Origin of the sequence: Photobacterium malacitanum (genome assembly GCF_900185615.1) — a bacterium.
In the GTDB taxonomy this organism is placed as follows: domain Bacteria; phylum Pseudomonadota; class Gammaproteobacteria; order Enterobacterales; family Vibrionaceae; genus Photobacterium; species Photobacterium malacitanum.
This window is the reverse complement of record NZ_FYAK01000002.1, coordinates 657,183-681,655: the sequence shown is the minus strand read 5'-3', so window position 1 is coordinate 681,655 and position 24,473 is coordinate 657,183. Positions and strand designations below refer to the sequence as shown.

At 37.9% G+C, this 24,473-nt stretch carries 21 protein-coding genes and 1 pseudogene; 13 read left to right on the top strand and 9 right to left on the bottom strand.

Translation table 11 applies throughout. The features are described from left to right. Nucleotides 1–61: 61 nt before the first annotated feature. The 5 genes from trmY (at nt 62) to PMAL9190_RS08215 (ending at nt 6,181) form a co-directional block, all read left to right on the top strand. On the top strand, nt 62–658 hold the full coding sequence (gene trmY, locus PMAL9190_RS08235; RefSeq protein WP_087844723.1) for a tRNA (pseudouridine(54)-N(1))-methyltransferase TrmY: 597 nt from the start codon (nt 62–64) through the stop codon (nt 656–658). A 381-nt stretch (nt 659–1,039) separates the two neighbouring features. Beyond that, a complete protein-coding gene (locus PMAL9190_RS08230; protein WP_087844722.1) occupies nt 1,040–2,500 on the top strand; it encodes a peptide MFS transporter in 1,461 nt (486 codons plus the stop codon). Nucleotides 2,501–2,673: 173 nt separating this feature from the next. Beyond that, complete coding sequence (locus tag PMAL9190_RS08225; RefSeq protein ID WP_087844721.1) at nt 2,674–3,993, top strand: ABC1 kinase family protein; 1,320 nt, start codon at nt 2,674–2,676, stop codon at nt 3,991–3,993. A gap of 152 nt (nt 3,994–4,145) precedes the next feature. Beyond that, nucleotides 4,146–5,135: a patatin-like phospholipase family protein gene (locus PMAL9190_RS08220; RefSeq protein WP_087844720.1), complete on the top strand. Its 990-nt coding sequence runs from the start codon at nt 4,146–4,148 to the stop codon at nt 5,133–5,135. A gap of 68 nt (nt 5,136–5,203) precedes the next feature. Further along, nucleotides 5,204–6,181, top strand: a complete 978-nt coding sequence (locus tag PMAL9190_RS08215; protein WP_235004324.1) for an alpha/beta fold hydrolase — start codon at nt 5,204–5,206, stop codon at nt 6,179–6,181. 124 nt (nt 6,182–6,305) lie between these two features. Here the strand turns inward: PMAL9190_RS08215 and PMAL9190_RS08210 are convergent, their stop codons facing one another. Both PMAL9190_RS08210 and PMAL9190_RS08205 read right to left on the bottom strand, forming a co-directional pair. Then, complete coding sequence (locus PMAL9190_RS08210; protein WP_087844718.1) at nt 6,306–7,151, bottom strand: hypothetical protein; 846 nt, start codon at nt 7,149–7,151, stop codon at nt 6,306–6,308. 271 nt (nt 7,152–7,422) lie between these two features. Next, nucleotides 7,423–8,361 (bottom strand): Dyp-type peroxidase, encoded by a 939-nt coding sequence (locus PMAL9190_RS08205; protein WP_087844717.1) that lies wholly within the window; start codon nt 8,359–8,361, stop codon nt 7,423–7,425. Between the two features lie 472 nt (nt 8,362–8,833). Between PMAL9190_RS08205 and PMAL9190_RS08200 the strand changes: the two genes are divergently transcribed. Both PMAL9190_RS08200 and PMAL9190_RS08195 read left to right on the top strand, forming a co-directional pair. After that, nucleotides 8,834–9,031 carry a hypothetical protein gene (locus PMAL9190_RS08200; RefSeq protein ID WP_087844716.1) on the top strand — a complete coding sequence of 66 codons (198 nt, stop codon included), beginning with the start codon at nt 8,834–8,836 and terminating at the stop codon, nt 9,029–9,031. A 532-nt stretch (nt 9,032–9,563) separates the two neighbouring features. Continuing rightward, on the top strand, nt 9,564–10,193 hold the full coding sequence (locus tag PMAL9190_RS08195) for a LysE family translocator (protein WP_087844715.1): 630 nt from the start codon (nt 9,564–9,566) through the stop codon (nt 10,191–10,193). Nucleotides 10,194–10,418: 225 nt separating this feature from the next. On the opposite strand, the pseudogene PMAL9190_RS20540 reads toward PMAL9190_RS08195, so the two are convergent. Beyond that, nucleotides 10,419–10,586 (bottom strand): annotated as a pseudogene (locus tag PMAL9190_RS20540) (IS91 family transposase); the annotation flags it as partial. A 381-nt stretch (nt 10,587–10,967) separates the two neighbouring features. Here PMAL9190_RS20540 and PMAL9190_RS08190 point away from each other — a divergent pair. Then, on the top strand, nt 10,968–11,849 hold the full coding sequence (locus PMAL9190_RS08190) for an NAD-dependent epimerase/dehydratase family protein (RefSeq protein WP_087844714.1): 882 nt from the start codon (nt 10,968–10,970) through the stop codon (nt 11,847–11,849). A 137-nt stretch (nt 11,850–11,986) separates the two neighbouring features. Here PMAL9190_RS08190 and PMAL9190_RS08185 read toward each other — a convergent pair whose 3' ends face one another. Genes PMAL9190_RS08185 through PMAL9190_RS08175 form a run of 3 tightly spaced genes read right to left on the bottom strand, consistent with a single transcriptional unit; the run spans nt 11,987 to nt 16,751 of the window. Continuing rightward, nucleotides 11,987–13,993 carry a diguanylate cyclase domain-containing protein gene (locus PMAL9190_RS08185; protein WP_087844713.1) on the bottom strand — a complete coding sequence of 669 codons (2,007 nt, stop codon included), beginning with the start codon at nt 13,991–13,993 and terminating at the stop codon, nt 11,987–11,989. Continuing rightward, on the bottom strand, nt 13,983–14,600 hold the full coding sequence (locus tag PMAL9190_RS08180) for a YfiR family protein (RefSeq protein ID WP_087844712.1): 618 nt from the start codon (nt 14,598–14,600) through the stop codon (nt 13,983–13,985). Before PMAL9190_RS08180 ends, PMAL9190_RS08185 begins: the two co-directional genes overlap by 11 nt. A gap of 9 nt (nt 14,601–14,609) precedes the next feature. Continuing rightward, nucleotides 14,610–16,751, bottom strand: a complete 2,142-nt coding sequence (locus PMAL9190_RS08175; protein WP_087844711.1) for a TonB-dependent receptor plug domain-containing protein — start codon at nt 16,749–16,751, stop codon at nt 14,610–14,612. A 585-nt stretch (nt 16,752–17,336) separates the two neighbouring features. Between PMAL9190_RS08175 and PMAL9190_RS08170 the strand changes: the two genes are divergently transcribed. Next, entirely contained in the window at nt 17,337–17,627 is a 291-nt protein-coding gene (locus tag PMAL9190_RS08170) for a hypothetical protein (protein ID WP_087844710.1), read from the top strand. A gap of 256 nt (nt 17,628–17,883) precedes the next feature. After that, nucleotides 17,884–18,756, top strand: a complete 873-nt coding sequence (locus PMAL9190_RS08165; RefSeq protein WP_087844709.1) for a class I SAM-dependent methyltransferase — start codon at nt 17,884–17,886, stop codon at nt 18,754–18,756. Between the two features lie 95 nt (nt 18,757–18,851). Here PMAL9190_RS08165 and PMAL9190_RS08160 read toward each other — a convergent pair whose 3' ends face one another. Further along, the gene (locus PMAL9190_RS08160; RefSeq protein WP_087844708.1) at nt 18,852–19,229 is read right to left on the bottom strand and encodes a hypothetical protein; all 378 of its coding nucleotides are present in this window, start codon (nt 19,227–19,229) and stop codon (nt 18,852–18,854) included. A 208-nt stretch (nt 19,230–19,437) separates the two neighbouring features. Beyond that, nucleotides 19,438–20,430 (bottom strand): porphobilinogen synthase, encoded by a 993-nt coding sequence (gene hemB, locus PMAL9190_RS08155; RefSeq protein ID WP_087844707.1) that lies wholly within the window; start codon nt 20,428–20,430, stop codon nt 19,438–19,440. Nucleotides 20,431–20,559: 129 nt separating this feature from the next. Between hemB and PMAL9190_RS08150 the strand changes: the two genes are divergently transcribed. The 3 genes from PMAL9190_RS08150 to PMAL9190_RS08140 all read left to right on the top strand — a co-directional run bounded on the left by PMAL9190_RS08150 (nt 20,560) and on the right by PMAL9190_RS08140 (nt 23,310). After that, nucleotides 20,560–20,862, top strand: coding sequence for a hypothetical protein (locus tag PMAL9190_RS08150; RefSeq protein WP_087844706.1), 303 nt, complete (start codon nt 20,560–20,562; stop codon nt 20,860–20,862). A gap of 256 nt (nt 20,863–21,118) precedes the next feature. Next, nucleotides 21,119–21,553: a thioredoxin TrxC gene (gene trxC, locus PMAL9190_RS08145; protein ID WP_087844705.1), complete on the top strand. Its 435-nt coding sequence runs from the start codon at nt 21,119–21,121 to the stop codon at nt 21,551–21,553. 491 nt (nt 21,554–22,044) lie between these two features. Then, a complete protein-coding gene (locus tag PMAL9190_RS08140; RefSeq protein ID WP_087844704.1) occupies nt 22,045–23,310 on the top strand; it encodes a NupC/NupG family nucleoside CNT transporter in 1,266 nt (421 codons plus the stop codon). Nucleotides 23,311–23,417: 107 nt separating this feature from the next. On the opposite strand, the gene PMAL9190_RS08135 is transcribed toward PMAL9190_RS08140, so the two are convergent. Continuing rightward, entirely contained in the window at nt 23,418–24,287 is an 870-nt protein-coding gene (locus PMAL9190_RS08135; RefSeq protein WP_087844703.1) for an NAD(P)-dependent oxidoreductase, read from the bottom strand. Between the last annotated feature and the right edge of the window lie 186 nt (nt 24,288–24,473).

The window sequence follows — 24,473 nt, the reverse complement described above, 5'->3', positions numbered from 1 at the left end:
TATCGTTAATTTTCTGCTATGAATGATTAACGAGAAAATTCAAACGTCTAGGATATTGATTATGCGCGCTTTCGTATTACGAGCTCGTTCTGCCCCAACTGATAGTAAATTGTTAATCGCATCAGTTGGACAAGATGCCCACACTGAGATTTTAGCTCACGTTTTAATGAATGCTATTTTTGTAGCACAATCGCATCGTGAAGATATTATGGTGCATTTAGTACTTGAAAGCACACAAGACTTCTCACGTACCATTAGTTTTAATTCAAATGAAATCAGTAATTTATCTGGGTTCCATGAGCAGGCTTGGTTAGATAAAATAGCGCATGCGTTAGATAAATCTGTTGGTATGAATAAAGAGCAATTACGTAATGTTGAACCAGGTATTAGCGTACGTACTATTAGCTTTGAAAAATTAGTTGGCGAATTAGCTGAAGATTATCAACTATATATGCTTGATAAAAAAGGTGATTTTATTCGAGATATCGAGTTAGCTGCTAATCCTTGTTTTTTATTGACTGATCATATGCCAATGCCAAAGAAAAGTTTTAATAGTTTAAAACGCTTAGGTGCCGAAAAAATCAGTTTAGGGCCTAAAATGTTATTTGCTTCTCAGTGTATTGTACTTATACATAATGAGTTAGATTTAACAATATAATTGCTTAGTATTTAACAAATAAATAAAGAGCCGTTAAGTGGTGGTTGATTCTTCAACACACAGCTTAGCGGCTTTTTTCGTTTTCTTTTCAGTGAATATTAAGTCGTTATTTGAAAACATATTGAATAGTTATGTAGTGTTTGTGGTGCTATATAACTAAAATTGGAAAATATCGCTATATGGTATATAGTTTGGCGTCATTTTTTATATACGATAAAGCCCTCTTTATTTGTGTGAAAATTAAGATACTAAATATGGAGCAAGATTAAGCTTGAGCTTATCGATGTTCAGTGTATTTTCAGTATTAAATACCAGCGGTATTTCAAATTAAATAACAATTATTACCGTTAGCCTTTATGGCCCCTTTACCTAGGAAACAATATGCAATTATCCTCTCAGCCTAAAGGGCTTTTTCACCTCATTGCTATTCAAATGTGGGAATTCTTCAGTTATTACGGCATGCGGTCGTTATTAATTCTCTTTTTAACGCAAAAACTTTTAATGTCTGACGACCATGCATATGCTTTATACGGTGCTTATACATCGTTGGTTTATGTTACTCCGATCTTAGGCGGCTATTTAGCTGACCGTTATTTAGGTAACTATTGGTCAGTGATCATTGGTGGCTCTTTAATGGTGGCAGGGCATGCTGTATTGAGTATTCCTAGTCATGATAATACGGTGTTATATGCTGCATTAGCATTGATTATCTGTGGTTACGGTTTCTTTAAAACTAACTCAAGCTGTTTATTGGGTGAGTTATATAAAGGTCATGAAGATGCACGTGAATCTGGCTTTTCGATTTCTTATATTGGCGGTAATGTCGGCTCAGCACTAGCGCCAATCTTTTGTGGCTATGCTGCTAGCCGTTGGGGCTGGAACGTTGGTTTTGCGTTGGCTGGTATCGGCATGCTGATTGGCTTAATTATCTTTAGTACTGGCCGTAAGCACTTTACTCATGTACAAAAAGCGAATATTCCTGCATTACGTAAGAAAACGGCGGGTTTCAGTCACTGGCAGTTGATTCTGCTTGGCGTAATAGTATGCGCTATTGGCTTAGTATTTGTACTGCAGGATTTGTTAGCTGGTTATATTCTTGCGATTATTTTGGCTTTTTCTGCATTACAGATGTTACGCCTATACCGTAAGAGTAATACTGAAGATCGTAAAAAATTAAATGCCATTATCTATTTTATGCTATTTGGCATGGTGTTTTGGGCGTTTGATCAGCAGGGTGGTAGCTCAATCAGCCTATTTATTGAACGTAATATAGATACTGATATCTTTGGTTTTCATATTCCAACTGCCTTTTTCCAATCAGTGAATCCTGTTGCGGTTATTGTTGGTGGTGGTGCTGTTGCATGGCTATGGAAAGTATTGGCATCACGTCAGATTTCAGTGCGTACTTTGACTAAACTTAATATGGGGTTATTTTTGCTAACCGCAGGTTTTAGTTTGATCACTTTATCATCTAAACTTGCAATGGCGAGTGGTCATACAACCTTCCTATGGTTATTTATTGGTTTATTCTTAATTGGTATTGCGGAACTATTTATTGATCCAGTGGCATTATCAGCAATTACACGTATGAATCCGCAAGGTGCAACGGGTACTGTTGCTGGTATTTATATGCTCATGGGGGGGTCTGTTGCTAACTATTTAGCTGCGAATATTGCCGAACTTACCTCAACGGGTACACAAGCGACGAATACAGCTGATTTAATCGCATCGGCAACCCAATATCACCATGTATTTCAATCGATTCTTATTGTTACTGTGGTGGTGTTAGTACTGGGTTTATTAGTGAATTTTAAAAACCGTAACCAGCCTGAATATGATTAATATAGACGCTTAAAAAGAAAGGTCGATAATGTCAGTTAGTTTAAATAGACATTATCGGCCTTTTTTTTGACTGTTTATAGTGATTTTGTGTCAGAGGGTGCTAGCATTTTTATGATATTATTAATAACAGCAATTAGAGTTTTAAATAACTGTTAATAGCAAAGAGTCGTTAAATGAATGATAAAACAAAGTATTCAAAAGTACCTAGTGGTCGATTATCACGGTTAGCGAAGCTTGGCTCATTGGCAACGCGTGTTGCTTCTGGTGTTGTAGCAGAAGGTGCGAAACAATTAGCAACAGGTCATCGACCAAAAGTCAGTGATTTGATTTTAACGCCGGCTAACGTAAAACGTGTCGCGGAACAACTAGCAGATTTACGTGGCGCCGCCATGAAAGTTGGCCAATTATTATCAATGGATGGTGGCGACTTATTACCACCAGAATTAACCGAATTGTTGTCACGTTTACAAGCGAATGCTAAACCAATGCCTATTAGCCAGCTTAATCATTCACTTGAACAGCAATGGGGCAGCGATTGGCAACAACAGTTTAGTCAATTTTCATTTTATCCGATTGCTGCAGCTTCGATTGGACAAGTACATAAAGCAATAACTCAAGATGGGCGCCAATTGGCCCTGAAAATTCAATATCCAGGTATTAATAAAAGTATTGATAGTGATGTGGATAATGTCGCGACGTTATTAAATATCAGCGGGTTAATTCCAAAATCATTAGATGTTTCTGAGTTATTGAATGAGGCCAAAAAACAATTGCACGCAGAAGCTGATTATTTGCTAGAAGCACAGTATGTGAAGCAATACCGACAATTATTAGCCTCTGACGAGCATTATTTATTACCGAATATTGTCGATGAGCTCACCACTAAACATATTCTCGCGATGAGCTTTGTCGGTGGTGTTGATATCGATAAATTAGTCGAACAACCTCAAGCTGTACGTGATCATATTATTGAATTAGCGTTTAGGTTGATGTTTCGAGAAGTGTTTGAATTTAGGTTAGTGCAAACAGATCCTAACTTTGCTAATTATCGCTATGATATTGAAAGTAAAAAATTAGTGCTCCTTGATTTCGGTGCAACACGGGTTTATCCCGAGCAGATTGCAGAAGGTTATCGGCAGTTAATGACCGGCGCTGTGAAGGATGACCAATCGCAAATGTTAGCGGCTTTGAAACAGATTGGCTTTTTTTCACAGCCAATTGAGCCTCAAGCACAGCAGTCATTATTGGGATTATGTTTGCAAGCTTGTGAGCCATTGAAACATCAAGGTGTGTATGATTTTGGTCAATCAGACATGGTGGCTAACATTCGTAATGCAGGCAGTCAGTTAAGTATGAAACAAGGCTATTGGCACACACCACCCGCAGATGCGATTTTTTTGCATCGAAAATTAGGCGGACTATATTTGTTAGCTGCAAAACTAAAAGCACGGGTTGATATAAATAAAATATTTTTACCCTATATGACTGAATAATTATATAAATCGAGTTATTTTCTATCAGTCAAGGATTTCATATTTAGAATATCAGTTATTATTTTGGTTAATTTATAGTTTCAACAGTAGCCGATATAATAATTTTTTGAATTAATTTGTATGACAAATGCCAACTAAAAAGTAAACGCGCTATGACTGGTAAACACATCTCTTATGCAGTACAAAATATTGAAGGGCTTTCCTTTGATACCTCCGATATATCAAAAATAGCTTTAGTCACCGAAGGTGGTGGTCAACGTGGTATTTTTACTGCGGGAGTGTTAGATGCTTTTTTGGAAGCTGAGTTTAATCCTTTTTCTTTAATGGTTGGCACATCTGCGGGATCACTCAATTTAGCGTCTTATATTTGTGGCCAATACAAACACGCTTATAAAGTTATTACTCAAGCGACAACGGATCATCACTTTTTTGATGTTTACCGCTTTATTTTTGGCCGAGAAGGATTGGATTTAGATTGGCTAATGCAACAAACGCAAACCAGTTTTGAGCTTGATTGGCATCAAGGGCGTGAAAATATGCGTTCGCGAACGGTACTAGCATCAGCAAGTGGTGTGACTAGCCATCAAGCATCGTATTTTAATTTAAACAGTGATAATTGGTCATTGGCCTTAAAAGCATCATGTGCTGTCCCTGTGTTAAATAAACAGCCTATTTTCTCTCAAAATGAGTTTTGGGTTGATGGTGGTTTGTGTGCGCCGATTCCAGTACAAGAGGCTTACGAACGCGGTTATCGACACATTGTTGTTATACGAACAGTGCCTATCGATACCTCGTTTGACCATTGCTGGATGACAAATATTCGTCGTGCTCTTGGTAATTCTAAAGCCGCGGGTATGATTGAAATGCTATTAGAGCATGAAGATAACTATAGAAAAACCCAAGAGTTTTTAAGTAATCCACCCGATGATGTCACTATTTTTGAAATTCATCCTCAAAAACCATTGAGATCAAAAATGATAGGTAGTGATTTAGCATCATTAGAAATGGATTATCGTTTGGGGTATCAATCAGGTAAGTATTTTTTAAATACTGTTGGTCGCCATATTAATATTAAAGATGCGCCATATAAAACTGATTATAAACATGATGCTACCAATGTTGATTTAATGAAATATGCTTAATATTCAAATATTATCATAGCCAATTGTGATGTATTTGATGAGGAGCACTACTAAGAAGTTGTGAATAAATGAACCAAACTAATGTGGAATTTTCAACCAAGGAGTCGGTATTTACACAGTTAATGGAAAATGACGTTAATAGTATGTGGTTGCAGCGTAAACAAAGTGCTTTCAGTGGTAAAGGTGGCGTACAGATACAGTGGATCAGTGTTACTAATCCAATTAACACCCGCTGTATTGTGATTGTAAATGGCCGTAATGAAAGCTTTTGGAAGTACCAGGAAATTTTCTTTGAATTCTCGCGCCAAGGTTATGATGTTTATGCTTATGATCATCGAGGTCAAGGTGCTTCTGGTCGCTTAACATCAGACCCAGAGTTAGGTCATGTCGATAATTTTGATGATTATGTCGATGATCTACAAGCTTTTGTATCTCAAATTGTTGATAAAGAAAAAACCTATCAACACCGTTTTTTATTAGCGCATTCAATGGGTGGAGCAATCACAACGCTCTATTTAGAAAAATATAAAAGTCATTTTGATGCGGTAGTATTAAATGCACCGATGTTTGGTATTCATATGCCAGTGCCGTTAAAACTGGTTGCATCATCGATTGCAAAAATTATGGAACACTATCAACATGAACCTTCGTATGTTTTAGGGCAAAAGCCGTATCACGAAGAGCCATTTGAAAATAACGCCTTGTGCCAAAGTAAATTGCGTTATATTTGGGCGAAGCACTTATATCAAGTTCATCCTGAATTACGTATTGGCGGACCAAGCCCACGTTGGTTATGGCAAGCAATTCAAGCAGCCGATCATTGTATTCGAGACGTTGATAAAATAGATATTCCGGTATTATTACTGCAAGCAGGCAACGATACTATTGTCGATAATAATAGCCATCGTCGATTCTGTGGCCAAAATAAACATTGCAGCATTAAAGTTATTCGTGATGCGCGCCATGAAATTTTAATGGAAAAAGATGTTATACGTAATCAAGCATTATGTGAAACATTGGCCTTCTTTAATCAATTTATAGTGTAAATTGATCAAAAATAGATTTTGTTAGCTCTTTGCATTAGCGTTAAAACAACGGCGTATTTAATCATTAAATACGCCGTTGTTGTTTGAATGCGAAAGTGAATTATTTACAGCAAATGAAATAAATCTATTGGCAAATAAACCAAGATTTAGCATCAGCTTCAATAAAGGCCTTTTTATGCCATGGTAGCGGTGTTGAAACGGGTGCGATGCGCACATCACCTTTTATTTTACGTGTTGCCAGCACGCGTACACGCCCATCCTTGACGCTTTCGATAGTGCCTTTGTAAGTAACACCGTAAGCATCATCTTTTGACTTTTTATACATACATACCGTTTCACCGACATGGGAAGTAATGAAGGTGGTTTCTTCTGTCCATGCTTCTTCTGTTGGCGCTGGTGTTACATCATCAAGATGCTCAATGGCTTTAGTGCTCATTAGTCGGCGATGAACCGAAAAAGGTTGATAACCTAATAGTTTCGCGCCATCAACCCACGCAGTTTGAGGAATATCGCGGTTTTCAATAATACGCATGGTCACAAAAGGACCGTTAGCACAAATATCAGCCCACAGATCAATAGAAGAAATACGAGCAGCAAAGAGAGGTGTTTCTTGATCGGTATTAGGGTGCTGAACACACCATGTGCCAGTATCTAAATTGACCATAGCGCCTTTGTTGATCTTACATGTCTTGGCTGCTAATTGGTTAAACTGTTCAATATCTTGCTGGGCTTGTTGGTCGCTATTTGAGCAATAACGGTAGCTATAAGAAAACGTTTCTTTGGGATAAAACAAACCTTTATCAACAACGACGCCATTGCTACGAACGGTATCGGCGCCAATAAACTTTTTAGCCGCAGTTTTAAAACTGTAATCAGGTGCGGGTTTTGGTGGTGGTGGTGTCGAACTACAACCCGCAAGTACAGCAATAACTGCTGCAAGAGATACACGGGTAAAAAGGGTGTTGTACATGCTAGCCCCCAGAGAAAATGCTTTTTGATATAGATATTCAAAAAACGCTAATAATAAATAAGTCTATAGGGGACAACAGAAATTGTTAGGAAGCAAGCCATTATTCTGTTAAAAAATATGAGTTTTAATAGATTCAATGAGTTAGTGGTGACAAAGATTTGCTTATTAGACGAGGTGGGTCGTTATTGTGGTTTTTATCGGCGCTACAATATAATCAGCCCATTGATGAGAGCCATCAATGGGCTGTAAAGTGATTGATAACTAAATAAGATTAATCTGCAAAACTATCAAGTAATGTTTGTGAAATGATAAAGTAGTTAGTACCTGTTTTCGCTTCTACAAAATCAAGTAGGCGATCATAATGACCGTCGCTATCGGCAAAAACCATCTGTTGCAACGATGTGCTCATCGTAACAGGCGAAGCGGTTAAACCGATAAACATGGTGCCATGTTCCATCGCATTACCGTAAGGACGGTTTTGACGCAGCATTTTGATTTCTTTTTCTTCAACAACCACTTTACTCTTATTCGTATGAGCCCAAACTGGTTTGACATCATCCTCAAACTCAATGTCATCAAGTTTAGTACGACCAATCACTTGCTCTTGATATTCAGTTGATTGCTTGTCCCATAGACCTTGACGGTCAATGTAACGTTGAACAGTTAAGTAGCTACCACCTTGGTGGATCTCAATATCATCAGCAACCAATACTGCTTTCATACGCGCTTCATTTTTCGGGTTTTCTGTGCCATCAACAAAATCAATCATGTCGCGGCTATCAAGGTATTTAAAACCTTGAATATCTTCAATTAAAGTAGCAACGTCAGCAAAAGCTAATGCTAAATATTTAGCCGCTTGGTAGTTTAAATCCATACGTTCAGATTTAATCATAATGAAAACATCACCAGCAGTACTTGGGAATTGGCGTTCGCCATCAACCATGGCTTTAAAATCTTCCAGTAAAGCGGGTGCAGCGACTGTTGGGAATGCGGTTGACCAACCTTGACGAGATACAGCAACAGTAAAGCTAAGGTCTGCGGTTGAATCTTTTTGACCAATAGATTTTTCAATGATCTGAATTTTGGCAAAAGCATCGCTCACCGCTTCAGCATTTACATCAGCTTTAAAAACAAAAGTGAGGTATTCAGCAAAAGTATTTGGGTTTGATAAAGCACCTGGTTGAGCGCGTTCAGATAACATTGCATTCATAATAGTAGACCTTAATTAAAGCTATCTTGTAACGGTACGCTTTTTAGATAGCGAGCTATAGGTAAATTTGCGTAATGTAAAGTTTCACATTTTAGGCTGTAAAATGATACCTAATCTGTTGTTAATAGTGAAACTATGAAGTGTTCTAATGAGTTATATCATTAATATTTTTTACTTCTAATTTTATTAACGCGAGATGACAACGAAATGGTGAGTGATAACGAGTAAAGCATCAAAATGCATGAGGCAAAAAAGCGACATTGAGGCGATTATTATTTGCGTTCAAGCATGCTTTATTTGTAGGGCATGAACGATTAAAACTACGCAAAAAAAAGATCAATGACTAGTCTTTTTTTGTAATTTTATTACGAACATGGCGTTGCTCACAAACTTGTTGTTATGTGCTTTTTTCAATGAAAAACCTTTGATACTAAGTACTACATGTCGACACAGGTTTCTTTAGGAGGGTATTGTGTCTATTAACTCTATCGATTATTCAGAAATTTCTTCCGTTTCATCTAAGTGGGAACACAAAGACGAGTCGGCGACCAACATCGCAGATAGCAAGAAGCAGCAAGGTGCTGCAAGACGACGCATTGAGATGCTACGCGATATTCAAGCAAGTGGGTTAACCCTTGCCGAAGCTAGAGAGTTAGGTTTATTGCATTAAGTATGGAGTGAATCAGGGCATTAGCCATTAGAGGCAAGATGCATGTATCAGTTATTTGTTAACCGCATTACAACGCAACAAATGTTAGACGTAAATTATAGTCAGAGCCAATCTAACAGCCGTTACATGATTAACGCGAGCGATACGTTTACTGTTATAGCTCGCACTCTGAACTCACCATAGGGATGCCGATCGCGGTGTCCCTTTTTCTGGTTTAAATCCCCCCAAACAACCACCGTCATTCCCTACAGTGAATGCCCGCGAGGGCGATAGGGAATCTACTTGCCGCAGGTTGAATATTTAAAGTAAAAATATGGCTATCCTATGTTTTATATTTTGAGGAAAGCGCCCGATTTTGTGATTACTATCGGGTTCCATAAGTAAAAATGCATCTGATTTATAAAGTTTTTTATATTGTTAAGAGATAAATACGGGCGTATGTTCAAAGAACAAATTCGGGCAAGTTGTTAATATAATAAGTTGTTAGGTTTATATTATGTTATAGTAGTGAACATATTAACAAGGAGGTTTAATGACGTTAGATATATGGTTTTATTATGTTTTGGCTGTTTTCGTTTTAACTGCATCACCGGGACCAAGTTCTTTATTATGTATGACGAAAGGTGTTTGCTCTGGTTTTAAGGCTGGCATATATACAGCCTTGGGAAGTTTAAGTGCTATTTTTTGTATTTTAACACTTTCATTTGTTGGGTTAGGTGTTGTAATTGCATCATCAGAAGTTGCTTTTAATTTTATTAAATGGAGTGGCGCTGCTTACCTTATTTATCTAGGTGTAAAGTCAATTATTGCCCGACAGCAATCTTATGAAATATCGAGTGATCGTTCTTTATCATATCAGAGTTTTTATAAGCATTATTTAAGTGGATTTGTTGTTGGGGCTAGCAACCCGAAAGCCATTGTGTTTTTCACTGCCTTATTTCCACAATTCATTGATTCTTCTGTCTCATTAATGCATCAATATATTGTTTTTTCAGTTACATTTTTGGTGTTTGAGTTGTCTTGGCTTTGTTTATATGCTTACTTAGGCTCTAAGTCGTCTTCTTGGATCTATAAAAATGGTCGAGCCAAGTTATTTAATAGATTAACTGGCGGTGTCTTTATTAGTGCAGGAGCTTTGCTTTCAACTGCAACTCAAAATTAACCTAACAAATAAGGATATGTGTCGCGCAGCCGACACCTATTCGAAGTGTTGGACAAGCCCGAGCGGCTTTATATAAGTAAATATTGGGAATGTCATGAAAGGTGATACTGAAAAGAAGTCGAGCGTTATCCTTGGCGTGAACCAATAATTTTAATACTTTGATTTATAATGAAATCCTCTTTAATTATTACGCGTTAATGCCATTATCCTTATTATTTTACGTTTTTATCTGGGTCGAAAAATCCCCGCTAATTGCATGACATGTTGGCAGCAGGGGCAAAAGGGTTGTGCCGTTAAACGGACAATTTTTTGCTGTGGGGGCAACGTCAGTTGCCCTGCTAACATAGAGGCATATTGGATCAGTTGAAGTTGTTTTTTCTCATGTCCTCGTAAAAACATAGGACACCCATAACTTTCTCTTTAGAAAACAGATAGTAATTAACGCTATTGTCGGTGCTGATTACCGTCATTCCCTACAGTGAATGCCCGCGAGGGCGATAGGGAATCTACTAGCCGCGCGTTGTTGAATTTATGTTTTCCTGAAAATTTAACGTGTTTCACTGGCGTCTTTAAGGCTCGATCACGCGTTGAGTAGATCACGGATAGTTCGTGCCTCACTTCCGAGATGACGAGTATGGGACTGAGTCTGTATCACATCTTAAAACAAAAGATAGAGAATCTACTCACCGTGGGTTGAATTTTTAAAATAAAGATATGGCTGTCCTATGTTCATTCGCTTTAAAATGGTTTCGTGTATTCAAATAGGCAGTCAAGTTGAAAATTTTAATTACAGGCACAGCGGGTAGAGTTGGTCGTGCAATCTACATCAATCTAATGAAAAAACATCAAGTTGTTGGAATAGATAGAACGCCATGTTCAACCGCTGATTATGTCGGGGATATTCGTGATACAGCTTTATTGACTAAAGCTTTAGAAGGTGTCGAGGTTATTATTCATACCGCGGCTCTGCATGCCCCTCATGTAGGACTGGTATCTGACAATGAGTTTGAAGACATTAATATAAAAGCAACCGAGCAATTAGCCTTACTGGGGGTAAAAAAGGGCATTAAACATTTTGTGTTCACGAGCACGACAGCCCTTTATGGTTTTGCATCAACGCCAGCGGGAGTCGCGGGTTGGGTTAATGAAACAGTAACGCCAAGCCCTAAAACGATTTACCACAAATCAAAGATTGAGGCTGAACAGATACTTGAAAACATCTCAAACGTGTTCAATTTACCTGTCACTGTTCTGCAAATGTCTCGCTGTTTTCCAGAGCCAGTAAACGTAATGGCTGTTTATCGTTTAACTCGTGGTATTGATGCTCGAGATGTTGCCAGTGCTCATGCTTGTGCTATAGAAAAACGTTTACCGGGATTTAGACGCTATATCATTTCTGGGCAAACGCCGTTTAGCAAAACAAATTGTGACAGGCTGTATCAAAACGCTGATGATATTATACGAGAGTTTGCTCCAGAGCTTGCTGAAAGCTTTGCGAATCGAGGTTGGCGTTTACCTCAATCACTTGATCGGGTTTATGATTCAACGCTGGCACAACAAGAACTCGGTTGGCAGCCCAAATATGGTTATGAGAGCGTATTAAGTATGCTCGATAATGAAAGCGCTGAGGTGCTTCCGATCCTAAGCTACAGTTAACAAAAGCATCAATAAAGATATGGCTATCCTATATGTCGTCTGCTTTATAAACATAGGCTAGCCATAACTTTCTTTTTAGAAAACAGATAATCATTAACGCTATTGTCAGGGCGGATGATTGTTACTCTCAACGGTAATTACACACATTCAACCTCTTCAACTGGGTTAAACTCTGTAATACACCCTTTACCTTGCATCTTGGATTGATACATTGCCATATCTGCACAATGCAATACGTTATCAATACCAGTAACATCTTCTGGTTCAATATAATAATAACCAATACTGGCACCGACATGGATAATGTGTTCTTTAATATGAATGGGCTGAGAAATGCTAGCGATAATACGCTCGCCAATATTAATAATAGGCTCACGGTTTTTTACTGGATTTAATACCGCAACAAATTCATCGCCAGCTAAGCGTGTCACAATATCGTTTTGGCGTACGCTTTGCATTAATTTCTTGGCAACTATTTGCAGAACATGATCACCAACTTCGTGCCCATAAGAATCATTTACAAATTTAAAGCCATCTAAATCAATAAATAAGACAGCCATAACATAAGTACGTGGTAATGCGAGTTTTTCTACTAAATAGTGGTGTAAAAACTCACGATTAGGTAAGTGTGTTAAAGTATCATGCTGAGCGATATAGGCTAAACGCTGGGCTTCTTTTACAGAGCTAATATCAGAAGCAAGCACTACAATTTGGCTGTCATTGGTTTCGTTATCAATAATTTTATTAATTTTTAAATGTAATGGTGTTGAGACTTTCTTGTTGCGATTATAAAACAAGCATTCACCTTGCCATTGCTGATCTAACGCTAAGGCCATTAAAATGTCTTTTTTCATCGGCAAATCGTCAGTGTCAGTCAATACTGAACGATAATATTTACCAATAATCGTAGCACTTTCTTGCCCGATTAAACGACAAAATGCTCGGTTTACCATTTCTATATGACCATGGCTATTAAGTAATAAGATCGCTTCACGGCTATTATCAAATATCTTTGCTGCTAAGTGTTGCTGTCGTTCAGCGAGGCTCTTTTCTGTGACATCTTCAAGCGCAAATAGCGTTTGATGCTTATGTGATAACGGATGGCTCACCAGTTGGTATATTGCTGTTCCATTTGCGTTTACTGCTTTGATCAGCTCATGATTAAACTGTTTCTTACCAAGTAATGCATTTTGTAGAGATTGTTGAAAAAGTTCAGGATCTGACGGGTTAATCACATCACAAATATGCTTAGATAACAGTGCTTGTGGAGAATCGTGAAATAATTTTGAGCAGCTATCATTGGCTAAAATAATATGGCCTGCATGATCAACCACTAATAATGCATGTTGCACTGTACTGATCACATCATCAGCAAACGCTTTCTCATATTCTAACTGAACAATAGTATGCTTTATTTTAGATTCTCGCTGATTTAGCTTAATAATCATGGTATTAAAATAATTAATCAACTTACTAAATTCATCTTTTGAATTTGATTGCTGCTGCACCATTTCAGTTTGATTAAAATGAATAACATTAATCATCGCATCATTCAGTTGACGAATAGGGCTAATCATCCAATGCCGTAAGCGATGAATAACAAAGCTACTTAATAAAACTAAAATTACTAATAAGTAGAGACTAATTTCTAGTTGCGACCATTTTAATGCGTGTAATCCATCTAATGATACGACAATCCTCATCTTTGCGAGTTCTGTTTCATCCATATAAATGGGTACTAGCATATATAAATGTTGCTTGCTAAAAACATGACCTTGCTTTGTTAGCGTTAATTCTTCAGCATTATTGGTTGAAGTATGCAATTTATCTGTATTGTTAAAGTTAGCGAAAACAGTGTCAGCCGCCGTTAATACAGAAACAGAAACAAGCATAGGATCAGCAGAAAATGCAGATAAGATCTCTTGGCCTGTAATTGCATCATCAAATTGAATAGCTGCGGTTAAATTGGCACCTATGCCTGTACTTAAAATATTGATCCGATTAACTAAATTCTGTTTTTCGCTCTCGATATATTGATAAGAGCTTAACGTTTGAAAGACGATAAAAAGTACAACAACAAAGAACACCAACGGCAAATATAGGCGCTGATTAAGAGAAAGAGAATGCATCCAATTATTTCGCATGATGTTCCCCTCCCTGTTGTGGAGTGTTTACTGAAGGTAATATCGCTATTTTCAATAGTTTCGAACTTATCGTTATTTCTGATTTTTTTATGCTTGATAAAGCAATAACCGGACGTATTTTATTATTGACTGAACGTAATTCAATCATTCCGCCTTTATCTAAAAAGGAGTCACCCGTACCTATGGTTAATACTCCTTTTTCAATAGGGATTTGAGATAAGCCAATTGCTTTCTGGCGAGAAAAATAGGCGATTTGGCACTGAGCGAGTTGGCTTATATTGGTTAATGTAACAATTTTATTATTTTGGCCCTTGAGTAAGCGACTTAACGTTAAGGCGATATTATCTGTACCTAATGTACAAAATGTTAACTTGTTATTTTGTTGAGGCCAGGTCACAAACTGAGAAAAACGGTAAATATAGACCGCAGATATTTCATAGTCAGCAATGTTATCAGCATGCGCTTTATTGGTTGTAGCGTGAATACAAATCGTCAAGCTAACGACGGCATATATAAAATACAGGCGGCAAAAATGGTAGGGCTTATTAATAAGACCTACCAATAATTTCGATGTTAATTTACTCGTGGGACAATCGCTAGTTTGCATTCTGCCTCATTACAATCTGGTCCATGATAAACGTAAAAACGCAGTTTCCTCTATTGGTGCCTTATTGGGTAAATCTTGGTAGGTTGAACTACCTAAACCATCAACAACAAACTCGACAAGAGGCCAAGCGTGATTGTATTGCCACGCAACACGCATATCCATTGTCGTGATCTCGGGCACGTTATAAAAATCAATTGGCGATGACACCGAACCTTTATGTTTTAGCCAGCTGTCAATTTGCCATTGAGCGTTAATTGTCCACATCATTTGTAACGAAACGTAATGGTTTGGTTGGTGATCATATAACCCTTTGTATCCGCCACTATCATAGCTATTGCATGATGCATATATAGAATCACATTGAGCCTGTGTATCTATATAACTGTATGATGCATTAAAATGTAATTTATGGGTTGGTTGCCAGAAAAAGGCTAACTCAGCACCGTAGCTCTGGGCATCTAACGCATCAACATAATTAAATTCATGAATAGCAATTTGTCCAGGCTCCACTGAACCGTCAGAACAGACGCCATAACGGCACAGCCATTGTCCATTATCTAACATGCGTAGGTTTTTATATTGACTAAAGAAAATCGTTGTATCAATCGAAAATGTGTCTGAAATTTTACCACGATAGCCCACATCCCATGTTATAACGGATTCATTCTTCATATCCAAATTGCCTGTTGTCAACGCCAACATTGGGTATTGGGTATAACAGTTTGGATTTGTAACATCACAGTTAGGAAATGGGGCAACCACTGCGCCTAATCCATATATATCTGTTGTTGAGTCAACCGCAGAAGGGGTGACAACAGCTCGACCAACGCCAGCCCATAATTGATGATTATTAGATACACGGTATAACAATCGAGCTTGAGGCTGTAATTCAGTGGTATTATTGCGCGTAAAATGCTCGACTTTAACCCCTAAACTTGAGGTTAATTTATTCGTTAGTTGGGTTTCTAGTTGTGAGTACGCATTATAAATTTGCTCTCGTTGCGTCTGTTGCTTACTTGTACGCTGGTATGGATTCATATCAGCGTAAAAGTATTCTTTTGATTGTGGTACTTTTACTTTAGTAAAGCGCGTACCTAAACCTAATGTCAGTTCATTATATTGATTGACTTGCTTTATTATTAACGCATCAGCATTAAAGGTGTCGTATTCACCATTAGCAGTTGGCTCTGTTCTTGAATTACTATCAACCCATAATGTTGCTTCATAGTGAGTATCAGCAACCGTTTTTCCCAAATTTAAGTTACTATAAAAACCGCGAGAGAAATCTTTTAATTGTGTTTGATAACCAATCACTGCACTCATTGGATAATTCGAGTAAATAGGCTGCTCTAAAACGTAGTAACGATACCAGTCAGAATGTTGAGATTTAGTATGATAGCCACCGACTTGCCACGTTACGAAGCGATCGTCTTCGATATAATCCGTACGAAAGTCAATATTATAATTATTCCACTCATCATCATTAAACGAGTAATAATCAGATTGAACACCTTTTATCGATAACCTTGCTGTCGTCATATCATTAATTTGAAAACCGTTACGATAACTGGCTTTTTTATAGTTATATTCACCCGCGTCGACTTCAAAAAACTGACCGAGGGTTTCATTACTATTTTTAGTGATGATATTAATAACACCATTAGTGGCATTGCCTCCCCACATCGTCCCTGCAGAACCACGTAAAATTTCAATACGATCAATATCTTCTAAAATGGTGTCAATCGTGTGCCAAAAGGTACCTGACATTAAAGGGCTAAATACACTGCGTCCATCCACCATCACTAAAAGTTTATTAAACAGGGTTTCGTTTAAACCTCGCAGTGATATTTGCCAGTTAAACTCACTGATCTTAGTGACCTGCACACCAGGGGCTAATGCTAAGGCCTCTGCAATAGAGCGAACACCACTGCGCTTAATTTGTTCATTGGTGATCACATATACCGCAGCAGGTACATCGTTTAAGGGTTGCTCTTTTTTGGCTGCTGTGGTCACTGTTACGCTTTGTGTTGTGAGTTCATCTAAATCCATCGACATTAAATCATCAATTTCAGATGCTAATGAAATATTGGCATAGCACGAAAAGTAAAGTGCTGAAAATAAAACAGGTGAATAACTTAGGTAATTTTTCATAATTATTAGAAGTAAAGGTCTCGGAATAATTCTAACAAATTTATTATGGTTATTAATAATTATAGTTACTTAAAAAACAATACCTTAATAGCATTGTGGAAGGGTGAAAATATTCTTTCATAGTTATTAATAAAATAATCAGATAAATAAAAAAACAATTAATCAATATTCTGAGTCAATATATTTACTCACTGCCATGGATGTTGATATTTCATCATGGTTTAAATTCCAAATAGGAATTATATTTTTTATGACTAAATGTAAAATATTCGACTTAGTTAACATCTCGTTCTTTTTTTAAACAACAATTTGATAAGAATTTTTGTTTGCGGTTATTGAGTACCCGTGAGGGCGATAGGGAATCTACTGTCTATCTGCGATCGAGTTTATATAGCTTCGTAAAATTTAAGGTGTTTTATTAGTAGGTTTAATAGTGCCGAGTGTATGTGTTAAGTTGTTGTTATTTATAAGGTGAATACAGTTGTTGTGAATGGGATTTTTAGGGATAAATTTGACACAAAGCTGAATGTTAGGAGTAGAGAAAAAGAGTAAGATTAGCGTCAAATTTTCTATTCTGGATTTACCATGAAACACGTTCTACTTTTAGTGCTTGCTGTTCTTTCTTTTCAAACATATGCCCAAGCAAAATATGTGTGTACTAAAGATCATGTCGAGCGTGATGTTGAAGTTATTTATCATGCACCAAACAGTAATACTTTGTGTGAAGTTAAATATACAAAAAATAATCACAGTGAAATTTTATGGAGCGCTAAGCATAAAGTAGGTTATTGCGAAACGAAAGCACAGCAATTTACTGAAAAATTGGCTGGTTTTGGCTGGTCTTGCTACGCGGTAAATGATCACGCAGCTGAGTAATTATTGGATTATTAACCCCTTTTATTATTAGCATGCCCTCTATTGCTATAACAATTATAGAAGCATAAATATGGTTATTGGTGGCTATATTTTTGCTTCTAATTATATTGTTGTTAGCTCTTTTATCTTCAAATATTCGTATTTATTATTTATAAGCGAGTTCTTACCTTCTAAATCGTACTTTCAAACTATATTAATAATTAACATATAACGATGTCATATGCTGCTTGGCTTGTTTTATTAGAGGAAGTTGAACATGCGACAAAACATTGATGCAGATTATATTCATAAGTTAAACAAACACTTTCACGATCAAGAAGAGGCATATAATTATGATTCTCGTATGGGAGCAAAGTATGATTATGAGTCACAACAACAGACGATCAAAGAGCTAGAGTCGGTATTAGGGCATACACTACCTAAAGGCGGAACCGTTGTTGATGTGGCTTCAGGAACGGGTAATTTAGCCGTTAAGCTTGCAGCGACTAATTGGTATAGGCAGGTAATAGCGGTTGATATCAGTGAGCGTAGTTTAGATGTAGCGCATCAAAATGCCCGTAAAATGAAAACAACGATTAAAACCATTACCTCAGATATGACCACATTGCCTTTTGATGATAACAGTGTTGATTTGGTCGTCGGTTGTGCCTTTCTGCATCATCTTCCGAATCCGATAATCTTTATGCAGGAAGTATTACGTATTTTAAAACCCGGTGGTGAGTTTATTATTATTGGTGAGCCGACAACACATGGTGGACAATTGATAGATATTATTAAAGCCCCACTAGTATGGATTAATAATTTACGACGTTACTTTTTTAATCAGCGTCAGCAGCAAATGCGTTGGGATCATGCCAATATTGATGTGCATGATTTTAATCAACAAGATGCAGAACAATTATTACAGGGTTTTAAAGCACCAAAGATCATTACCGAAGGTTTTTTATCACCAATAATAGATCAAGGGTTGATGACTCCGATTCGAAGTATATTGAGTGAAAAATCTAGAATAAAACCGCTTTTTTTATCAATTAATCGTGCTCTTACTTGGTGTGATGTGACTATTTTTAATAATATTATTCCTAAGTTTTGGCGAGTGTCATTAAAACTTAGTGGTGAAAAGCCATAACATATATTTAGCTATCAAATAGCAACCGTATTGTTAATTATGTTGTAAGTAGGGTAGCGCATCATGTTTTGTTTAGCGATACCCGTTATTTGTGATCATTTAATTGTTTCAAAATAAAATTTATAGTTACGCACACCGTCTATTTGAATGCCTTTTTCTGTTAATTCAAGGTATTGTTTGAGCTTAACAGTTCTAAAATCCATCGCCTTTAGCGCCAGAATTATGCGTAGTTCATCCATTGAACGCGATTTAGCATCAGCACTACAGCTGTTGCAGACAACATGTGTCTTTTGCTTAAAACCAATCTGATTAAGCCAGTTGAGATCGTTGGTGTCTTTACGTAAACCGCAAAAGTAACACTGATTTTGTTGTTTCGATGCTGCTTGTTCTCTCAATGCTTTTGGAGATGCAGCTTGTGAAGCTGGAGTATTTTTCTTGTTATTAAACGCAGATAACTGCACGACATTAGACATATAAATGACTCTTACTTTTAAAGAATTACAGTATATAACTGAACATTATTGTGGTGTGGTTTTATATGGTATTTTTTTCGATTAGGGAAGCGACTAAAACTGTACGACGAACATCATGATAATGACTAAAGGTTGAATTTATTTGTAATTAAGCATCATTGCTATTGCAACAATGATGCTTAAAAACGGGATGATATTATAGCGATAATTATGCTTTATCTTGTGCTAACCATTCTGCCACTTGCTTGGTGTAGTAGCTCACAATAAGATCTGCACCAGCGCGTTTAAATCCGGTTAAGGTTTCATACACAACGCGCTTTTCATCAAGTGCGCCCGCTAATGCAGCAAACTTGATCCCTGCATATTCGCCACCGACTTGATAAACCGCCACAGGTAGGTTGGTTTTACGACGAAGATTGGCAACCACATCAAGGTAAGGTGTACCTGGTTTTACCATCAGAATATCTGCACCTTCTTCCTCATCAAGTAAAGCCTCTACTAAGGCTTGACGACCGTTAGCACAATCCATTTGGTAGGCTTTGCGATCGCCGCTTAATTCACAGTCAACTGCGGTGCGGAAAGGGCCATAGAAGGCAGAGGCAAATTTTACTGCATGAGCAAGGATCGCCACATGTTCAAAACCTGCGGCATCTAATCCTTCACGAATGGCTTTAACTTGACCATCCATCATTGCTGACGGCGCTAACATATCAGCCCCCGCTTTTGCCGCTGTAACGCTTTGTCTAACTAATAACTCAAGCGTTTCATCGTTTAATACATGCTCATCATGGTAGACACCGCAATGACCATGAGTCGTGTATTCGCAAAAGCAAATATCGGGGATCACCATCATGTCAGGACAAGCAGCTTTGATGGTTTTAACCATACGTGCTAATAAACCGTTATCGTTCCATGTGTCACTACCGATTTCATCTTTAGTATGTGAAATACCAAATGGCATTACATAACGTACACCCAATTTATAAAGTGCATGTATTTCATCAGCCAGCATAGTTTCTGGAATACGTGAAATGCCCGGCATGGTGCTAATAGGCACCGCTTCAGTTAAGTTTTCTTCAATGAAGATCGGGTGAATAAGATCAGCCAATTTAAATTCATGTTCACGCACAAGATCACGCATATTAGCGCTACGGCGCATACGACGGACACGTTTAATTGGTACAGAGATAGGGTTGGTCATTGGAATATTCTATTATTATGTTAATCGTGCATACATCATACAAATGTTAGGGTTGATGATGCAAGCAGTTATGTGGCTTGTTTAAAAGCCACCTACACTTAATTTGATAGCGATTACTCTGAGGATATTATGAAGGTTTTATTATTATTAATGGTTACTGTTTTTTCTTTTCAGGCATACGCTCAAGATCAATATGTATGTAAAAAAGGGCATAGCGAACGTACTGTCGAGGTGATATACAGCCAACCTAATACTAAGGTGCCCTGTGAGGTTAAATATACTAAGCCAAGTGGCAGTCAAATCTTATGGCATGCTAAACATGAGATCGGTTATTGCGAAGCCCAAGCACAACAGTTTGTGACCAAGTTAACAGGGTTTGGTTGGTCTTGTCAGAAGGTGGATACAGCAGCAGTTACTCAGCCATTAACGTAATAAGTATCAACAATTGGAATTATTTTCTTGGATCAAGAAAGGGCGCTTTTTTGATCCGTTTTTAATGATTGTGGTCATGATAGCGTGCTCAACAAAAATAAAAATGGTCAATATAGCAGTGATATATAGACGTGTTTGTGAAGCAAGGTCGATAGATTTTTCCTATCAGATTAATCAGTTAAAACTGCTTTTGTTTTTATGATTAGCGGGATAGATTAGTTGTAATTAATTTAAAAATAAGATCTGGACATTCATTATGACAACCATGACAACGCGTTGCCCACATTGTAAAGCATTGAACCGTTTACCTCTTGACCGTATTAATGACGAAGCGACATGTGGCTCTTGCAAAGAAAAATTACTTGATGGTATGCCGATTGAAGGTACTACTGATAACTTCGCTAGTTTAATAAATGGTGATAAACCGGTCGTCGTTGATTTCTGGGCCCCTTGGTGTAGCCCATGTGTTGGTTTTGCACCAGTATTTGCTGATGTTGCAACTGAGCGTAATGGCGCAGCGCGTTTTGTTAAAATTGATACCGAAGCGCAACAAGCACTCGCAGGTCAATACCGTATTCGTAGTATTCCAACCATCATGGTATTTAAAGGTGGTAAAATGATCGACATGCTAAATGGTGCTATGCCAAAAACTGCTTTTGATGAGTGGTTAAATAACGCCCTAACAAAATAACGCACAGTGATGTGCAGATAAAATGGCACTATTTGCTGGTGGCATGTTAATTAGTAAAGCCTAGTTATTAATAGAGGTAACTAGGCTTTTTTGTACATGTAAGTTGGCTAAATATCAATAAGGCGCACTATTTTGCGTATTATTTATGCTATTTATGTATAAATGTAAAAAAACACTATGCTAAATTTTTAATGTGACCAATATCTCTATATACTCTCGCCTCGGCCAGAACAATTACGTTCAGCCACCTTATTACAAGCTGTCACTAGGATATGTGAACGACCCACGGAGTTGGACCGGCGTTAATTATAGCTTGTTAATTTAGGTGACTTGTATGTTGTACCATTGGACGAACACTCTTTTCGTTGTTTACGTATATTCACGTAATCCCCATCTTTTGTTGAACCTTCAGCAAATGTTCCTTCGATGCTGCAATACATTCAATACCTTCATTATTCGACACCCATTTATGAATACAACAGGACGAAATAATGCAGTTGTTAATTAGTTTGGCCGGTATAGCAATACTGGTTTTATGCGCGATTTTACTATCAGATAACCGTAAAGCGATCAATTGGCGTACAGTCATTGGTGCATTAGTGTTACAAGCAAGTTTCGCCGCGTTAGTATTATATATTCCGCTAGGGCAGAAAATGCTTGGTGCAATGAGTGATGGTGTTGCTGGTTTATTGAGCTTTGCCGATGTGGGCATTAATTTTGTTTTTGGTGACCTAGCCAATATTGAAAAAAGCGGCTTTGTGTTTGCAATTCGCGTACTGCCGCTAGTGATTTTTATTAGTGCGTTAATTTCGTTGCTGTACTATTTCGGTGTTATGCAGTGGGTAATTAAAGTTCTTGGTGGTGGTATTCAAAAGCTATTAGGCACTAGCCGAGCAGAGTCATTGGTGGCAACGGGAAATATCTTTCTGTCACAAGGTGAGTCTCCGCTACTTATTCGTCCTTTCTTAGCTAAAATGACTCGTTCAGAACTTTTTGTGGTAATGACATGTGGTATGGCATCTGTTGCTGGCTCTGTGCTTGGTGGTTATGCTGGGCTAGGGGTTGAACTGAAGTTTTTGATTGCCGCGAGTTTCATGGCTGCACCTGGTGGTTTGCTAATGGCTAAAATTTTAGTACCTGAGCAAGAAACGCCAGAAGAGCAAGTTGAGATTGAAATGGCAACCAGTGAGCACAGTAATGCGATTGATGCTTTAGCTGCTGGTGCAATGAACGGTATGAAAGTCTCGGTTGCTATCGGTACAATGTTAATTGCATTTGTGAGTGTGATAGCAATGGCAAATGCAGGTCTTGAGCAAGTAGGTCACGGTTTAGCCAATCTAACCGCTACAGTTGGTATGGATACGGTATCACAATGGTTTGCAACAACACCGCTGAGCATGCAACTTATTCTGGGCTATATTTTTTCACCATTAGCGTTTGTTGTTGGTGTGCCTGCCAATGAAATGATGGCTGCAGGTACCTTTATTGGTGAGAAATTGATCCTTAATGAATTTGTCGCTTTTATGGATTTTGCATCGGTTAAGCAGACCTTATCAGCACATACCCAAGTAATTATTACGTTTGCGTTATGTGGCTTTGCCAATATTGGCTCAATTGCGATTCAAATTGGTTCAATTGGTGTAATGGCACCAGAGCGTCGTAGTGATGTTGCTCGATTGGGCCTTAAAGCGGTTATTGGTGCGACATTAGCTAACTTAATGAGTGCAACATTAGCGGGTATTTTTGTTGCGCTATAAGTACTAACTCGGTAACAAGTACGATAAAAAATGAAGCCGCAGTAAGTTCCTTACTGCGGCTTTGTTGTTATTTTAATACTGCTTTTTATGGGTAGCTTTAACAATGGCTATTTATCAAATTGTTTAATTAATACTGAGGTGTCAGCACGATTAAATCCACGTTGTTGCAACTTTTCATATTCGCTATCAACTTGTTTTGCTAATGGTAATTCAACATTTAGTTTCTCTGCGGCATCAAAGCAGATAGCCAGATCTTTACGCATCCAATCTATAGCAAAACCAAAATCAAATGAATCTGCAGCCATGGTTTGAGCGCGATTTTCTAATTGCCATGAACCAGCAGCCCCATGTTTTAATACTTCGGTCATAGTGTGAATATCAAGTCCAGCCGCTTTAGCGAGTGTGACTGCTTCAGATAACCCTTGCAATACACCCGCAATACAAAGTTGATTCGCCATTTTAGTTATTTGGCCATAACCTGTTTCACCCATTAGTGTGGTTGCTTTAGCATATTTTTCGATCGCGGGTTTGGCTTTGTTAAATACCGCTTGATTACCGCCGACCATGACGGTTAAACAGCCATTAATAGCGCCAGCTTCACCACCTGATACTGGTGCATCTAAAAAGTCACAACCGATAGTATGCGCAGCATCGGCAATTTCTCGTGCGACATCGGCAGAGGCAGTGGTATGGTCAACCAAGATAGCGCCCGGTTTCGCCGTTACAAGAATACCGTGTTGGCCTTTATAAATTTCACGGACGTCATCATCATTGCCAACACAGGTAAATACAATGTCAGCATCTTTTACTGCGTCACAAGGGGTAAGCGCAATCGTGCCCTGATATTCTTGTACCCAAGCGTTTGCTTTGGCTTGGGTGCGGTTATAAACTGTTACGTGATAGCCTGCTTTAGCAAGGTGTCCTGCCATTGAGTAACCCATTGTTCCCAGACCTAAAAAAGCAACGTTTGCAGTCATAGCTAATACTTCCTTGATTATTATTGTGATCAATTTGTAACATCATAACAGACAACATTATTACGTAAATGGACATCCTTTGTGTGTGTTTTGTGCAAATGAGTGAGGTTTATCAATAGGATTAATTATTCGAGATTAATCGCTTGTAACAAATTGTGTTGCCAATTATCATAACACTCACTTTTA

Excerpts from the sequence above, each read along its gene's own strand:
- trmY (WP_087844723.1), top strand. The coding sequence starts at position 62 with ATGCGCGCTTTCGTATTACGAGCTCGTTCTGCCCCAACTGATAGTAAA.
- PMAL9190_RS08230 (WP_087844722.1), top strand. The coding sequence starts at position 1,040 with ATGCAATTATCCTCTCAGCCTAAAGGGCTTTTTCACCTCATTGCTATT.
- PMAL9190_RS08225 (WP_087844721.1), top strand. The coding sequence starts at position 2,674 with ATGAATGATAAAACAAAGTATTCAAAAGTACCTAGTGGTCGATTATCA.
- PMAL9190_RS08220 (WP_087844720.1), top strand. The coding sequence starts at position 4,146 with ATGACTGGTAAACACATCTCTTATGCAGTACAAAATATTGAAGGGCTT.
- PMAL9190_RS08215 (WP_235004324.1), top strand. The coding sequence starts at position 5,204 with ATGAACCAAACTAATGTGGAATTTTCAACCAAGGAGTCGGTATTTACA.
- PMAL9190_RS08210 (WP_087844718.1), bottom strand. The coding sequence starts at position 7,151 with ATGTACAACACCCTTTTTACCCGTGTATCTCTTGCAGCAGTTATTGCT.
- PMAL9190_RS08205 (WP_087844717.1), bottom strand. The coding sequence starts at position 8,361 with ATGAATGCAATGTTATCTGAACGCGCTCAACCAGGTGCTTTATCAAAC.
- PMAL9190_RS08195 (WP_087844715.1), top strand. The coding sequence starts at position 9,564 with ATGACGTTAGATATATGGTTTTATTATGTTTTGGCTGTTTTCGTTTTA.
- PMAL9190_RS08185 (WP_087844713.1), bottom strand. The coding sequence starts at position 13,993 with ATGCGAAATAATTGGATGCATTCTCTTTCTCTTAATCAGCGCCTATAT.
- PMAL9190_RS08180 (WP_087844712.1), bottom strand. The coding sequence starts at position 14,600 with ATGCAAACTAGCGATTGTCCCACGAGTAAATTAACATCGAAATTATTG.
- PMAL9190_RS08175 (WP_087844711.1), bottom strand. The coding sequence starts at position 16,751 with ATGAAAAATTACCTAAGTTATTCACCTGTTTTATTTTCAGCACTTTAC.
- PMAL9190_RS08170 (WP_087844710.1), top strand. The coding sequence starts at position 17,337 with ATGAAACACGTTCTACTTTTAGTGCTTGCTGTTCTTTCTTTTCAAACA.
- PMAL9190_RS08165 (WP_087844709.1), top strand. The coding sequence starts at position 17,884 with ATGCGACAAAACATTGATGCAGATTATATTCATAAGTTAAACAAACAC.
- PMAL9190_RS08160 (WP_087844708.1), bottom strand. The coding sequence starts at position 19,229 with ATGTCTAATGTCGTGCAGTTATCTGCGTTTAATAACAAGAAAAATACT.
- hemB (WP_087844707.1), bottom strand. The coding sequence starts at position 20,430 with ATGACCAACCCTATCTCTGTACCAATTAAACGTGTCCGTCGTATGCGC.
- PMAL9190_RS08150 (WP_087844706.1), top strand. The coding sequence starts at position 20,560 with ATGAAGGTTTTATTATTATTAATGGTTACTGTTTTTTCTTTTCAGGCA.
- trxC (WP_087844705.1), top strand. The coding sequence starts at position 21,119 with ATGACAACCATGACAACGCGTTGCCCACATTGTAAAGCATTGAACCGT.
- PMAL9190_RS08140 (WP_087844704.1), top strand. The coding sequence starts at position 22,045 with ATGCAGTTGTTAATTAGTTTGGCCGGTATAGCAATACTGGTTTTATGC.
- PMAL9190_RS08135 (WP_087844703.1), bottom strand. The coding sequence starts at position 24,287 with ATGACTGCAAACGTTGCTTTTTTAGGTCTGGGAACAATGGGTTACTCA.